Source organism: Shewanella sp. SG41-4, assembly GCF_014164505.1.
GTDB lineage: Bacteria > Pseudomonadota > Gammaproteobacteria > Enterobacterales > Shewanellaceae > Shewanella.
This window is the reverse complement of the sequence record NZ_JACJFI010000014.1, coordinates 20140-34944: the sequence shown is the minus strand read 5'-3', so window position 1 is coordinate 34944 and position 14805 is coordinate 20140. Positions and strand designations below refer to the sequence as shown.

Here is a 14805-nt window from a genome sequence, read left to right as displayed (position 1 = left end):
GTTGCTTAGTGTTTTTGTCTGCGTGTGCATCTCCCCCTGCTGTGGTTATCGCACCTAAGCCTATGGTGGTTCCTCCCATGCTTAGACCAGAACCTCCTAAGTGGAGTGAGCCAAACCTATTGAGTTTTCACGACCAATGGAAAGGTACTCCATATCGTTTAGGGGGGCTGAGTAGAAATGGCGTAGATTGTTCAGGGTTTGTGTATTTGGCCTACCTGAATATTGTTGGCGACAAGTTACCTCGTACTGTTAACTCGCAACGTATTTTGGGTAAAGAAATACCGCGTAATCAGTTAAAAACTGGCGATTTAGTTTTTTTTAAAACTACTCGAACCGTTCGTCATGTCGGTATTTACATGGGCAATGACCGTTTTTTACATGCCTCGACCAAAAAAGGCGTAAAAATTTCGAGTTTGAATAATATTTATTGGAAGCCTCGTTTTTGGTTTGCAAAACGCTTAAAAAATCCAACAGCTGAGCAAAATATGTCGATAGCCAGCCTTGTTACTCATGTTGAACAGCAAGACAATTTATAATTTGGCAGTAGCCTAACTCGCTGGTGCCGTTTTTCGCTTCAACGCTATACTTGCATCTGAATTTTTCATCGACTTGCATCGATACATTCATGTTATGTATAGCTATATAGGCTAAAACCACGACGTAAACGGACCCGTTATGCCAGACTCCAAGCATTGGACCTTAAAAAGTATTGCCAAAGAATTAGGTGTGTCGAATGCGACGGTATCTAATGCGTTTAATCGTCCAGATCAGCTGTCGGAAAAACGCCGTATAGACATTCTAGCTGCCTGTAACGAGCTAGGATATTTTGGACCCAATAAAGCCGCGCAATCTTTAAGGCGTGGCAAATTCGATACAGTAGCATTAGTGTTGTCGGACAGTATTGAATACATGGTGTCGGACCCCGTAGCCAGTAAGTTTATGAAAGGCGTTGCGGCAGTTTTTGAACAACATAAAATTAATTTACTGTTGTTTTCTGGCAGTTCTGACAATGTTAATGGCGTAAATGATTTTGTCGATGGCTTTATTTGTTATGGTCGCCCCCGTAACAGTTTATTGGCCGAGCAATTGAAAAAAGTTCGTAAAAAAGTGGTGACGGTCGACTTTAATATTCATCGCAGTGCTTCGGTGAGTATCGACAATAAAGCCGGCGCCTATGAAGTGGCTAAATTGGCTATTCAATCAGAGCAAGATCAGGTCGCAATTCTTGGATTACGCTTGCTCGACACTCACTTAACCTGCCGCGTGTATGATATTCATTCTATGGAAATTGATACCTCAGTAGCGCATCAGCGTTTGCAAGGCTATTTGGATGCCATTGGTGATACTGGGGTTAAGCTTGGTGATGATCGCATTTGGAATATTCCTGAAAGTAATGCCGACTTTGCTGCCATAGCAGCCAAAGAAGCGCTTAATTGTGTACCGCGTCCGAATGTATTTTTGTGCATGAGTGACTTAATAGCGTTGAGTTTAATGCGCGAGGCAATCCAACAAGGTTTGCGGATCCCTGAAGATATTCGAGTGGTGGGTTTTGATGGTATTGATGAAGGTTCACGAGCTATCCCGCCGCTGACGACTGTGTTCCAGCATTCAGAACAAAAAGGTCGTAAAGCCGCAGAAATGTTTATTGCTGATGCTCATCATGCTGAAGTGTTGGGTTATGAACTTTCACGTGGTGGCAGTTGTTGATGTAATATTGATGACCGGACGATTTTTGATACAAACAGTTCGATACAAACAGATCGAGACAATCATATCGATACCAACAAGGCGCCTAATTAGGCGCCTTGTTTACGTTTAAGCTTAACACATACGTAGATTATCCGCTGTGTTTAGCCAATAAATCTGCCAGTACAATGTGAGTCGATTGCTGAGATTCAACGATGTTGATATGGGTTTCTTTGGTGGCAAAATTAACGCTTAGCTTTGCTGTACTGTCGCCATGTATCCAAGAAAGTATTAACTGATTAGCCTGGTTTGTCATGGTGAACTCACCATTAAAGGCATCGACTTTATTGCGTAGAGTGATCAGCTCACATAGCGCTTTAACAACCGGTTTTTGCATGGCTGTTTGAATGTCGCTTACCTGTAGATAAGGGCGATTAATGTCGCGACCTACTTGAGTTTGATTCAGTAACTCCATGGCATTAGGCACTGCCAGTAAACCGGTGTAATACACCTGCGGAATACCGGGAGCAAAAAATTGCACGCTTCGAGCGATTAAATAATCAATGTCATTTTGGCCAAGGGCATCGTAGTAGGTGCAATTAACTTGGTATAGATCGACATTGCTGGCTGCCGCGCCCGTTGCTTGCAGGCTTTCACCTTTGCTATTGCTATGGATACGATTAACTAAGTTATCAATTTCAGCAGCTGTTAATAAACCTGCTTTATTGCCGACCGGGCCAGCGTCAATAATGCCAATACCGTCATGGGTGTCTAATACCGTGACACAGTTGCGTGGGGCAATGGATAGCCAATGGCTTAATGCACTGACATCTTGGCTAAATAAGCTGTGGAGAATCAATGGCGGCAGCGCAAAGTCGTACACCATGTCTACGCGCTTAGCAATATCGAGCTGGGTCATGTAATGCGAGTGAATTTCGGCAAGGGTGGTCATGCCTAGGCTGTTGGCTTTTTTGGCTAACTCATCGACAAATTCAAATGATTCTTCAATCATAAAACAGCTAGTGCCTGGTTTTTTAATGGCATAACCCGCAGCGTCAAGACGAATAAGATCGACTTTGCTTTCATGAAAACGCGTTAGCACCTTGTTTAAATGTGCCTGACCTGCAGCGGTATGCACATTAATATCAATTTGATTTGAGGTAAAAGTCGTCCAAAACTCGGCTTGTGTACCGTCGGCGAGTTTATAGGTGGTGAAACAACTCCCCGGACGTGGGCGATAAATTTTAGCTTGGTTTTCTGCACTTAAACCGTCTGGGAAGACACTATCTTTGGTTAAAAATAAATCCCAGTAAGCAGAGTTTTTGCCGTTGGCAAGCACGTCTTGAAACTCGGTAGACTCTGCAGACATGTGGTTAACAATTAAGTCGGCCATGATGTCGTATTGTTGGCCAATCTGCTTTACGTCATTCCAATCACCAAGACGTTCATCTACCTTTGCATGGTCTATAGGGTCAAAGCCAGCATCGCTGCCGTCAATTGGATAGTAAAAAGGTAACAGATGTACGCCACCAAAGAGATCATGCAGTTCTGTGTCGAGAACCTGTTTGAGTCCTTTTAAGTCTGAGTGCGCTATACGATCTACGTAAGTGATCAGCTGAACATTATTTTTCATGTTGGTGACTCTTAAAGTAAGTATTTGAAAAAACTTAATCGATTAAGTTGTATATTTAACCAATATGAAACATTATTCAAGGGCTTTGTTTAAATATTGAATTCGTTTTCTGTGGGAGAAGACGAATGTGTCGCCATAATAGAGACTGTGTGACCACAAAGAAAACATATAACAATAAGGTGAAAAGTATGGTTAACCATATGAATGATAGTGAGAATAGTGGTAACACTAGGATAAGAATACTAACATATTTAATGTTTTTTATGTTCGCGATGACTTCTGATGCGGTGGGAGTGATTATTCCTGAGCTGATTAACACATTTGACTTATCGATGTCACAAGCGAGCGCATTTCATTACATGCCAATGCTTTTTATTGCATTAAGTGGGCTGTTTTTAGGCTTTCTGGCAGATAAGTTAGGCCGGAAAGTAACGATTTTAATTGGCTTACTGTTGTTTGCGCTAGCCAGTTTTATGTTCGCTTTAGGTGAGTCATTTTACTATTTTCTATGTTTGTTGGCGTTAGTCGGTATTGCTATTGGGGTGTTCAAAACGGGTGCGCTAGGATTAATTGGTGATATTTCAACTAACTCGAAACAACACTCAAGCACCATGAATACCGTCGAAGGCTATTTTGGTGTGGGCGCTATGGTTGGTCCGGCGATTGTCAGTTATTTATTGATAACAGGCGTATCGTGGAAATATCTGTATTTTGGCGCTGGGGTGTTTTGTTTAATATTATGTTGGTTAGCTTATAAAGCTGAATATCCGCAACTTAAGCGCTCATCCACTCAAGATATTAATCTAGCCAGTACGTTTAGAATGATGAAAAATCCTTACGCATTAGGCTATTCCTTAGCGATTGGGCTTTATGTTGCTACTGAAGTGGCTATTTATGTATGGATGCCGACGCTATTACTCAACTATGAAGGTGAGTTGGCATTAATCGCGACGTATGCATTAACAATCTTTTTCACATTACGGGCACTGGGACGTTTCTTAGGTGGCTGGATCCTCAATCGATACCGTTGGCAGCAAGTGATGTTTTGGTTCAGTTTGGCAATTAGCTTATGTTATTTAGGCGCTATGGTGTATGGCATTTCGGCTGCGGTTATTTTATTGCCTTTATCTGGTTTATTTATGTCTATGATGTATCCGACATTAAACTCCAAAGGGATCAGTTGTTTCCCGGTTGATCAACATGGTTCGGTTGCTGGGGTCATTTTATTCTTTACTGCGCTTTCTGCTGCATTAGGTCCATTGCTAATGGGGCTGGTAGGCGACATATTTGGTCATGTTAAATTCGGGTTTTATTTAGCAACCGGCTTTGCATTTATGTTGTGTTTTTTGGCAGCATACAATCTGTTTCGTGATCCGTCAGGGCATTTGTTAACCGCTGACGCTAAATAATCAACAACTACTATTATAAATATTTAATTTATTAAACATCTACTTAGATGATTTTTTAATCCAGTTAACGATAGTTGAACATAAATTGTACTTGCAATTTACTATTTAGTTGCTAACTTGTAACTTAATCGATTAAGTAAAAGGTTTAAGTTTAGTGTCTTGATTAGCTATTGAGATAGTTTGGGGCTTAATTCGATTGATGAATAAATTACTGATGTTGTTATGGGGAGATAAGACAACATCAATACACTCTATGTGGGGACATAAAAATGATAAAAAGCACATCTAAGAAATTTGTATTAAGTACGCTAGCGGTTATGGTCAGTTCAAGCTTGTGGGCTGCTGACACTGACACCGTGGAAACAAAAAAAGACGCCATTGGTCTTGAGCGCATTGTGGTAACGGGTGTCGCACGTGGTACACGTGTAATGGACTCGAGCGTGTCGGTGAGCAGTGTGTCGCCAGAAGATTTAGCCATTAGCTCACCTCGTTCATCAGCCGAAGCGTTCCGTATTATTCCGGGCATGAAGGTTGAATCGACTGGTGGTGAAGGTAACGCCAACATTGCAGTACGTGGTTTGCCGGTTGCCTCTGGTGGAGCTAAATTCTTGCAAATTCAAGAAGATGGCTTACCTATTTTACAGTTTGGTGATATTGCATTTGGTAATGCGGATATTTTCTTACGTATTGATTCTACAACACAAACTATTGAATCAATCCGTGGTGGTTCAGCCTCAACAGCTGCCAGTAACGCACCCGGCGGTATTATTAACGTCATTAGTAAAACCGGTACCAGTGATGCTGGCAGTATTTCATCTACTGTAGGCCTAGATTACGATACTCTGCGTACTGATTTTGAATACGGCACAAGCATTAATGACTCGATGCGTTTTCACATCGGTGGCTTTGTACGCACCGGCGATGGCCCGCGTGATCCTGGTTACACCGCGAACAAGGGTGGCCAAATTAAAGCTAACTTAACCAAAGAGTTTGACTCTGGTTATGTGCGTTTGTATGTAAAGCACTTAAATGATAAGAGCATTGGTTATTTGCCGATGCCAATGTATTCCGATGGTAGCTCAATACCTGGATTTGATGCTCAATCTGATACGGTTCATTCGGCTAACATGTTATCAACCCTGCGCTTAGATGCTAACGGCAATATCAGCCGTGGTGATATGCGTGATGGTATGAATCCGATTGTTAACTCGGTGGGATTAGAAGCTTCATTTGATTTAGGTGACGATTGGTTAGTAGAAAACCGTTTCCGCATCTCGGATGTGAGCGGTAATTTTATGTCGTTAATGCCAGCCGAAGTGGGCAACAGCTCAAGCATTGCTAGCAGTATTGGTGGCGCAGGTTCGACACTTATTTATGCTAATGGTGCCAAAGCGGGTCAAGCATTTGATAGTGATTTAGCCATGCGCGTACACAGTTTTGATGTGACCATGAATGACTTTGGTTCTATCGTCAATGACATGAAATTAACCAAGACGTTTGATGATTCTAATGTCACTTTTGGTTTTTATACTGCCACGCAAAATATCAATATGACTTGGATGTGGAACTCTTATTTGATGGAAGTGCAAGGCGATAATGCGGCACTTTTAGATGTGGTCGGTGCCGATGGCACTGAGTACTCAGATAATGGTTTATACGCTTATGGCGTGCCTTACTGGGGCAATTGTTGTCAACGTAACTATGATTCAGACTACACTATTAAAGCACCGTATATTGCAGCGTCATCTAAGTTCGGCGATTTATCATTAGACGGTAGCGTACGCTATGACTCTGGCGATGCCAGTGGTTACTTTGCGGGTAATGTGCAATCACAAGTGGATATGAACCGTGATGGCGTGATTTCTCAGCCTGAGTTAAGTGTGTCGTCAATTGATAATGCTAACCCACAGTTAGTGAATTATGACTGGGGATACTTATCTTACTCATTAGGTGCTAACTACCAAGTGTCTGAAGATTTAGCTGCATTTGGTCGTATCAGCCATGGTGGTCGAGCTAATGCTGACCGTTTATTGTTTGGTAAAGTGAACCCTGATGGTTCAGTTTCAGACGAAGACTCAGTTGATGAAGTCGACCAGTTCGAAGTGGGTGTGAAGTATCGTTACGATAATATGTCGGTATTTGCGACAGCATTTTACTCTGAAACCGAAGAGCAAAATTTTGAAGCCACGAGCCAAATATTCTTTGACCGTAAATATGAAGCCAAAGGGATTGAGCTAGAAGGTGCTTACTACGTTGGCGATTTCGACTTCCGCGGTAACGTAACCTGGACCGATGCTGAAATTGTTAAAGATGCACTTAACCCAAGCGTAATTGGCAACACTCCTCGTCGCCAAGCAGATTTTATTTACTCACTAATGGGCCGTTATAACTTTGATAAAGGCTCTGTTGGGGTCAATTTGATTGGTACCACTGATTCTTATGCTCAAGATAACAATGACCTAAGTTTTGATGGTTACACTCAAGTGAACGCGTTTGCGTCGTACCAGCTAACCGATGTGTTATCAGTCGCGCTTAACGTCAATAACTTGTTTGATACTGTTGGTATTACCGAAGCAGAAGAAGGTTCGGTACCCGACAACAATATTATTCGTGCCAGAACCATTAACGGCCGTACAACAAGCGCCACGGTTAAGTACGAGTTTTAATCTTTTATTGTCATTGCCTTAGTTGTAATCAGCTAGATTTAGTCAGCTAGTTGTAGTCATCTTATTTGCAATGGTATTGGTTGTATTAGTTTTTAGAAATCCCTGTTAACAAGCCCATGCAAATGGGCTTTTTTTTGGACGTTTTATATGAGTACATTATTGAGTTTTGGTGAAGTATTAATTGATTTACTTCCGGTGGGCCATTCTGGTTTGGTTCACGAGCCTATCCCTGGCGGCGCGCCTGCCAATGTCGCTGTGGGTTACGCTAAATTAGGTGGTAAGAGTTTCTTTGCTGGTGGCATTAGTGCTGATAATTATGGTGTGATGTTGCAAGATGCATTGGCAGCACAAGGTGTTGATGTGAGTTGTTTAACATTAGTGCCAGATGCTGCTACTGCCACAGTATTAGTCAGTTTAGATGCTCAAGGGGAGCGGTCGTTTAGCTTTAATCGGCAGAACACTGCTGACATGCTATACCGTGAAGTTGATTTTGATGCTATCGACTGGTCAAAAATTGATATTTTTCATCTTTGTTCTAATACCTTTACTGAAAAGGCTATTTTCAACGCCAGTCTTTATGGTGCTAAAAAAGCGCATAAAGAACAAACGTTAGTCAGTTTTGATGTTAATTTACGCTTGTCATTATGGCAAGACACTCGGCTGTTATCGGCTCGAGTGGAGCAATGTTTTGGTTATACACACCTGTTGAAAATGAGTAAAGAAGAAGCACTCTATTTGGCTCAGGAGCGTGGGGGATCATTTGACGATTATTTAGCATTCTGTATTGCACAAGGGGTGAGGTTAATTTTGGTCACCAATGGTGCTGAGTCCGTTTTATGCCACAGTGTTGAGTTTTCCTTTGAGTTGCCGGTGCCTAAAATTGTTGCCATAGATACGACTGCCGCCGGAGATAGCTTTGTTGCGGGGTTCTTATTTGAACTCGGCCGTGATGAAGGATATTTTACTCCTGGGCCTTTAGTGCAAAAATTGCTTAATCGAGTGAACGTTCAAACTGCTGCTGAGTTTGCGATTAAGTGTGGTGCGATAACGTGTACGGCAAAAGGTGCTTTTCCTGCGCTGCCCGTTTTGGCACAAGTGCAATCGTGAATCAAATTTGTGTAAATGAGTTATTGAGCAATAAAAAAAGAGGTCACCTTAGGTGACCTCTTTTTTTTATCATTGAATCAATAACGCGGTTAATCGTGTGTTATGGCTGATTCGGCGAGCTCGGTTTTATTTTTGCCACGTTTTGCTAGGGCATAATAAAACAGTGGCGTTAAGATAAGGCCAAAAATAGTCACCCCAATCATGCCAGAGAATACCGCAACACCCATTGCTTGACGCATTTCTGAACCAGGTCCGCTAGAAAAAACCATAGGTACCACACCCATAATGAAGGCTATCGAGGTCATTAAAATAGGGCGTAAACGTAAACGACCGGCTTCAAGTATGGCCTCCAATGGTTCCATGCCATCATCTTGTAACTCTTTGGCAAACTCAACAATTAGAATGGCATTTTTGGTTGCCAGCCCCACCAGTACAATTAACCCAATCTGGGTAAAGATATTGTTATCTCCACCGTAAATTAGTACCCCTGTTAATGCCGATAACAGCGTCATTGGGATAATCAGAATAATGGCTATTGGTAAGCTTAAGCTTTCATATTGCGCGGCTAAAACCATAAACACTAACAAGATAATTAATGGGTAAATATAGGCGCCTGCATTACCTGCCAAAATTTGTTGGTAGGTGATCTCAGTCCACTCGTAGGTCATACCATTAGGTAGGGTTTCAGCTAAAATCTTTTCAATTGCAGCTTGCGCCTCACCGCTACTAAATCCAGGTGCAGCACCACCATTTAATTCCGCAGTGGTAAAACCGTTGTAATGCATGACTCGGTCTGGACCAGATGAATTGGTGACATTAATAAATGAACCAATAGGCACCATTTCACCTTGGTTGTTACGTACTTTTAGTTGGGCGATTTGTTCAGGGGTTTGTCTAAACTGTTCATCTGCCTGTACGTTCACTTGATAAGTACGGCCAAACTGGTTGAAGTCGTTGGCGTAAACCGAACCCATGTATCCCTGCAGGGTGGAGAACAATTCGTCTAACGACACCGATTGCTGTTTGGCTTTAGTACGATCGATGTTCACGTCAAGTTGTGGCACATTGACTTGATAACTCGAGAATACTCCCGCTAGCTCTGGCGTTGCCCATGCTTTTTGCATCACTTGCATGGTCACTTTATACAACTCTTCGTAACCGTAATTAGCACGATCTTGAATTTGTAATCTAAAGCCACCAATGGTGCCTAAGCCTTGCACTGGCGGTGGCGGGAAAATCGCAATAAATGCGCCGTTAATCGAGGCAAATTTTTGATTTAACGCGGCAGCAATAGCACCTGCTGATAATGATGGATCTTTGCGATCGGCAAAGTCATCCAGCGGGGTAAACAAAATGGCGCTGTTAGTACTATTGGTAAAGCCGTTAATGCTTAAACCAGGGAAGGCTACAGCATGGGCGACACCCGGTTGATCTAATGCAATACGTGACATTTCTTTCACGATAGCTTCAGTGCGATCTAATGATGCAGCATCAGGTAGTTGGGCAAAGGCAATAAGATATTGTTTATCTTGCCCAGGCACATAACCTGTTGGGGTATTGGCAAACTGTAAGCCTGTTAAGCCGACTAAACCGATATACAAAATACCAATGACAGCACCAAAACGAATGATTTTCTTCACTAACCAGCCGTAACCGTTAGACATACGCGCAAACATGCGGTTAAACGGATTAAATAACCAGCCGCCGAGCAGTTTATCCATACCACGGGTCAGCATATCTTTTTTCTCGTGATGACCTTTAAGCAATAATGCCGATAATGCAGGGCTAAGGGTTAACGAGTTAATCGCCGAAATAAAGGTGGAGATGGTAATGGTTAACGCGAACTGCTTATAAAATTGCCCGGTTAAGCCTGACATAAATGCCGTTGGAATAAATACCGCCGCCAGTACCAAGGTGGTGGCAATAATCGGACCGGTTACTTCTTTCATTGCCTTTTGAGTGGCTGCAACGGGCGATAATCCGTCTGAGATATTTCGCTCAACGTTTTCAACCACAACAATCGCATCATCGACCACGATACCAATCGCAAGTACTAAGCCAAACAGTGATAAGGCGTTCAGAGAGAAGCCCATTAGGTGCATAAAGGCGAATGTACCCACAAGTGATACCGGAACCGCCACTAATGGAATAATGGATGCGCGCCATGTTTGTAAAAACAGCACCACCACTAATACAACCAGCAATAATGCTTCAACCAGTGTTTGTACCACAGCTTTAATTGAGCCACGCACGAACACGGTTGGATCGTAGACGATGTCGTAGGCTAAACCTTCTGGGAATGACTTAGACAACTCAGCTATTTTAGAACGGACATCATCAGATATTTGAATCGCGTTAGAGCCCGATGCTTGGAAAACCGGTAATGCAGCCGCGTCTTTATTGTCTAACATTGAACGCAAAGCATAAGTCGATGCACCTAATTCAACCCGGGCAACATCTTTTAAACGAGTGATCTGACCTTGATCGCCCACTTTAACAATAATGTCTTCGAACTCTTCAACGTTGGATAAACGGCCTTTAACGTTAATCAGTAATTGGAAATCACTGTCGCCACTAGGTTGCGCGCCTAAACTGCCGGCTGCGGCTTGTTGGTTTTGTTCACGAATAGCGGCAACAATATTGCTCGGTGATAATCCGATTGCTGCTACTTTATTAGGGTCTAACCACACTCGCATGCTGTAGTCGCCAGCGCCAAACACGCGCACAGCACCCACACCAGTAATACGGGCTAATTCATCTTTTACTTTCAATACCGCATAGTTAGACAGGTATAACATGTCGTAACGGTCGTCGGGTGACGTTAAATGCACCACCATGGTTAAGCTAGGTGATGATTTTTCAGTAACTATACCTAAACGTTGTACTTCTTCTGGTAAACGAGGTTTTGCTCGTTCAACACGACTTTGCACTTGGGTTTGAGCTAAATCAACATCAGTACCAATTGCAAAGGTGATGGTTAGCGTCATGCGGCCATCTGACGTGGCTTGCGAAGACATATACAACATGTTTTCTACGCCGTTAATCTCTTGCTCTAGCGGAGATGCAACGGTTTCAGCAATGATTTTAGGGTTAGCACCTGGGTAGTTTGCCGTAACCACTACCGTTGGCGGCACCACTTCAGGGTATTCGGTAATCGGTAATTGCCATACTGCTAGCGCGCCTGAAATAAAAAACAGCAGCGATAGCACAGCAGCAAAAATAGGTCTTTTAATAAAGAATTGAGACAACATTATGTGGTTTCCTTAACCCTGACTTGCATCATCAGCAACGCGTGCTGTCAATGGCTGGTTATCGAGGAGACGTTGTGCTTGATGTAATGCTTCTAATTTGTCGCTATCGGCCATGGCTGTAAGGTTTGGCTCAATAGTAACGTTAGGGCGTACTTTCTGCAGACTGTTTACCACGATGGTATCGTTAGGGGATAAACCAGCCGTAATAATGCGTAAACCGTGAAGCTTCTCACCTAGGCTAACGCTACGATACTCAAGGGTGTTTTTGTCATTTACCACCAAAACAAACTTGTTATTTAAGTCGGTAAAAATGGCTTTGTCGTCAATTAAAATACTGTCGTATGACTCGCTACCAGCAATGCTGATACGGGCGAATAAGCCGGGTAATAATTGGTTATCTTGGTTGGCAAAGTTGGCTCGAACGCGAATCGTACCTGTTTGTTGGTCAACCGTATTATCGACAAAGTCGATCACACCCTGATGATTAAAACTGGTTTCATTTGCTAGTGCCATGACCACAGCATTGTTGCCCAACCGTGGACTTTGACGTTTGTTCTCGAACGATAACGCGGCATATTTTAAATAGGTTCGCTCGTCGATATCGAAGTAAGCGTACATATGCGATGTAGACACTAAGCTGGTGAGATGCGTTTGTCCTGCGGTGACATAATTACCTGCCGTTTCGTTGGCATACGACACTCGACCCGTTATAGGGGCGGTAACATGGGTATATTCAACGTTAAGTTGGGCGCTTGTTAATGCAGCTTTAACGGACGCAACAGCAGCGGCAGTTTGGTGCATGTTCGACCGACGAGTATCAATGAGCTCTTCTGAAACCGCTTTCTGATGGAACAGCTTATTGGCTCGTTCATAGTCATTTTTAGCAAGTTGGTTAGCTGATATTGCGCTGGTTAATTCTGCCTTAAGACGTTCATATTCTGCAGTAAAAACACTCGAGTCGATGGTAAATAACACATCGCCTTTTTGCACTAACGCGCCTTCTTTAAAGTTAATCGATTCAATATAGCCTGACACGCGAGGCACCAAAGTAACCTTTTCTGGTGCTTGTAAGCGTCCAGTAAATTGATCCCATTCAGTAATGCGTTCATAAAGTACGTTGGCAACATCTACCTTCGGCGCTGCGGGTGTATTCGCTTGTTGTGCAGGTTGCTTTCCACACGCCACTAATAGCAAAGCCGTTAGGCTTACTAGTAAAGTGATTTTAATTGATTTTAACGTCTTCATGGTGCTGTCCTCTAATCCATAGCATTTACGTTATTTAACAAGCTATTGGGTGCATTACTTTTGTCTTTGGCTATGTTTTTATACCGATTGGTATAAATTGTTCTGTACCGCACGGTAATATATAGATTAAAATACAACTGTCAATTAATTTTGTACCGATAGGTATTAAATTGTTATGACAAGGTGATTGATAATCAACACGGTGCAATAGCTTCATGGCATGTAAGCGTTGCTAGTGACGATGAAATAGCGTTAATCAATACTTGGAAAAGATGAAAAAAAGCGCTTAATCTGCTTATTATTAACCCTTTCTATGATTTAGCTTTGTGCTAAGATATACCCGTTATCTATCATAAATAATTTAGCTAACGGCATGATAAATAATGATTCGTTAATGTAAGAGGTACTATTGATGACAATAACAAAAGCAGCTTGCGTCGGACGCCCTCGTGGCTTTGATATCGACTTTGCACTAGAGCAAGCGCTGCATGTTTTTTGGCGTAATGGCTATGAAGGTACCTCTATAAGCGAATTAACTGAGGTGATGGGGATTAAAAAACCCAGTTTATATGCCGCATTTGGTAACAAAGAGCAGTTGTTCTTAAAAGCCATTGAGCTTTATGAAAACCGTCCAGATTCGCTATTTAATACCGCCTTTAAACATGAGTATATTGCCGATGTTATTCGAGCTTTATTAGTAGGTGCAGCAGCGCAGTTCACCGATTGTAGCCACCCGCAAGGTTGTGCGCTAATCAATAGTGCATTGTCATGCAATGAAGCCAGCGAAGGGATTAAAGAAGCGGTTCATTTGCTGCAAACTAAACATCAATCTGAATTAATTGATCAGTTTGCTGAGGCTAAACAAAGAGGCGAATTAGCTGATGATTGTCAGCCGAAAGTATTAGCAACCTTGATAGTGACCTTATTTAAAGGTATGTCTATCCAAGCTGCTGATGGCGCGACACATGATGATTTACGTAATGTTGCAGAAATGGCGGTTACAGGCATTTTAGCCCAACATGTTAAAGGGTATTCAGGCGTGAAATAAGTGTCTTTAAAAGACGCTGTCTGACAGTGTTTTTATAACAGGAAGCGTCATCTTTTTTTATTGATGTTAGCGGCCAAGTTCAAACCAAACAAACTTATGTCTAGCTTCTACAATCAACAGCCTGTGGTGGTTAGGGCATAAAATATTGGATCGGCCGGCTTAGTGCCATCGACAAAGTAACGCAAGCTGCAGTTGCCATTAATGTCATATCCCTTAGGGAAAATATACACGTTACCTCCTGACACATCATAGAGTCCCCAGTCTGCGGTAATAGTATCATTTGCATTCGTCATCACTTCAAAAGAACCGTCAATCGACACCGCGACATTTACACTCAGAGAGGTTATGTATCCCAACGTAGTACTAATCGTTGTGCCATTGACTGTCACCGAACCTGGGTCGAGCTTTTCTTGACCCGACAACACCGCTTTTGAATACAGTAAAGTATTGGCCGACTCTAACGCCCCCTGAAATCCCTTCAAACTGGCTATAAGCGCATCACTTTTAAGATTGATAAATTTAGGTGCGGCAACCACGGCTAAAATGCCGAGAATAATGATCACTACCACTAATTCGATAAGGGTAAACCCGCGCTGTTTGCTTGTATGCATAGAACTCACTCACTTTATGTTGTTATGGTATACCGATTGTTATTAGGTAATACACTATGACGAATCTAATGGTATTCATTGCTTATCGCTGAGCAAATTAAATAGCAGCCAAACCAAAACATTAACCCGTATTACACTATTCAATTTAC

10 protein-coding genes are annotated in these 14805 nt (G+C 42.4%); 6 read left to right on the top strand and 4 right to left on the bottom strand.

Annotated features, from left to right (window positions below; all coding sequences use genetic code 11):
* The first annotated feature begins 8 nt into the window (after window positions 1-8).
* A complete protein-coding gene (locus H5202_RS02890) occupies window positions 9-536 on the top strand; it encodes a C40 family peptidase (protein ID WP_443019310.1) in 528 nt (175 codons plus the stop codon).
* A gap of 139 nt (window positions 537-675) precedes the next feature.
* Entirely contained in the window at window positions 676-1707 is a 1032-nt protein-coding gene (locus tag H5202_RS02885) for a LacI family DNA-binding transcriptional regulator (RefSeq protein WP_182770717.1), read from the top strand.
* A gap of 130 nt (window positions 1708-1837) precedes the next feature.
* Here H5202_RS02885 and gtfA read toward each other — a convergent pair whose 3' ends face one another.
* Window positions 1838-3319: a sucrose phosphorylase gene (gene gtfA, locus H5202_RS02880; protein ID WP_182770716.1), complete on the bottom strand. Its 1482-nt coding sequence runs from the start codon at window positions 3317-3319 to the stop codon at window positions 1838-1840.
* Between the two features lie 188 nt (window positions 3320-3507).
* On the opposite strand from gtfA, the gene H5202_RS02875 reads away from it, so the two are divergent.
* The 3 genes from H5202_RS02875 to H5202_RS02865 all read left to right on the top strand — a co-directional run bounded on the left by H5202_RS02875 (window position 3508) and on the right by H5202_RS02865 (window position 8501).
* Window positions 3508-4728 carry an MFS transporter gene (locus tag H5202_RS02875; RefSeq protein WP_182770715.1) on the top strand — a complete coding sequence of 407 codons (1221 nt, stop codon included), beginning with the start codon at window positions 3508-3510 and terminating at the stop codon, window positions 4726-4728.
* Window positions 4729-4997: 269 nt separating this feature from the next.
* Window positions 4998-7394: a TonB-dependent receptor domain-containing protein gene (locus H5202_RS02870; protein WP_182770714.1), complete on the top strand. Its 2397-nt coding sequence runs from the start codon at window positions 4998-5000 to the stop codon at window positions 7392-7394.
* 147 nt (window positions 7395-7541) lie between these two features.
* On the top strand, window positions 7542-8501 hold the full coding sequence (locus H5202_RS02865; RefSeq protein ID WP_182770713.1) for a carbohydrate kinase family protein: 960 nt from the start codon (window positions 7542-7544) through the stop codon (window positions 8499-8501).
* An 89-nt stretch (window positions 8502-8590) separates the two neighbouring features.
* Here H5202_RS02865 and H5202_RS02860 read toward each other — a convergent pair whose 3' ends face one another.
* A complete protein-coding gene (locus tag H5202_RS02860) occupies window positions 8591-11755 on the bottom strand; it encodes an efflux RND transporter permease subunit (RefSeq protein WP_443019309.1) in 3165 nt (1054 codons plus the stop codon).
* 9 nt (window positions 11756-11764) lie between these two features.
* Complete coding sequence (locus H5202_RS02855; protein WP_182770711.1) at window positions 11765-12997, bottom strand: efflux RND transporter periplasmic adaptor subunit; 1233 nt, start codon at window positions 12995-12997, stop codon at window positions 11765-11767.
* Between the two features lie 412 nt (window positions 12998-13409).
* Between H5202_RS02855 and H5202_RS02850 the strand changes: the two genes are divergently transcribed.
* Window positions 13410-14045, top strand: a complete 636-nt coding sequence (locus H5202_RS02850) for a TetR/AcrR family transcriptional regulator (RefSeq protein ID WP_182770710.1) — start codon at window positions 13410-13412, stop codon at window positions 14043-14045.
* A gap of 113 nt (window positions 14046-14158) precedes the next feature.
* Here H5202_RS02850 and H5202_RS02845 read toward each other — a convergent pair whose 3' ends face one another.
* Window positions 14159-14656 (bottom strand): prepilin-type N-terminal cleavage/methylation domain-containing protein, encoded by a 498-nt coding sequence (locus tag H5202_RS02845; protein WP_182770709.1) that lies wholly within the window; start codon window positions 14654-14656, stop codon window positions 14159-14161.
* Window positions 14657-14805 lie beyond the last annotated feature (149 nt).